This is a genomic window from Oceanospirillum linum, assembly GCF_001995095.2.
GTDB lineage: Bacteria > Pseudomonadota > Gammaproteobacteria > Pseudomonadales > Halomonadaceae > Oceanospirillum > Oceanospirillum linum.
This window is the reverse complement of record NZ_MTSD02000026.1, coordinates 1-739: the sequence shown is the minus strand read 5'-3', so window position 1 is coordinate 739 and position 739 is coordinate 1. Positions and strand designations below refer to the sequence as shown.

Here is a 739-nt window from a genome sequence, read left to right as displayed (position 1 = left end):
ATTACGGGGGTTGCAAAGGTAACTATTTGGAAAGTTACAGACTCTGATGCAAGTATCAAAGGTATTATTAAACATACAATCGTACTTATTAGCGTAGCTTTGATTTGGGTAGGTTGTCATGCGTTTAATGCTGATTATCTAGCTTTCACTATCAACATTATGTATTGTTTAAACTATGCTTTGAGTATTTTAGAAAACTTTGGTGTCATGGGAATTTATGTTCCGAAATTCCTTCAGAACAAAATTCAAGCCGAAAATAATCGTTATGAGCAACAGCTAGAAAACACTTTGGATAACAAAGACTTGCGAAATAAAAAGGCACGAACTGATGTAAATATTAATATCGCAAGCAATGAAGAACAAGAGAATATCGGTATCGTAAGCAATGAAGAGCAAAACTATATTGATATCGCAAGCAATGAAGAACAAGATAATAAATAACATAAACTTGACAAATGGAAGTGATTAGGCTATACTATTATCAAGGTTACTTTTCTTTTTCTGTTTTGTTTCTTTTCTTTCTGAGTACCGTTGAGCGATTGCTTGACGGTATTTTTTTTGTTTTTCGGGTTGGGTTTGTTTCAGGGTTCGGACAAAATTAAGCTATTAATGGACAAAATTAGGACAAAAAATGAAAGCGTTTTTGTCCATGATTTTCAGAAGCCTTAAACCTTTATAGGACAAGGTTTTTCTTTCTTTTTAAAAAAGAAAAAACGTCCTTATGGACAAAGGACAAGAT

Annotated in this window: 1 protein-coding gene; it reads left to right on the top strand. The window is 32.7% G+C overall.

Annotated features, from left to right (window positions below; all coding sequences use genetic code 11):
* The coding region (locus BTA35_RS16445) for a phage holin family protein (protein ID WP_139363691.1) at positions 1 to 441 on the top strand (441 nt) is incomplete at its 5' end.
* Positions 442 to 739: the final 298 nt, after the last annotated feature.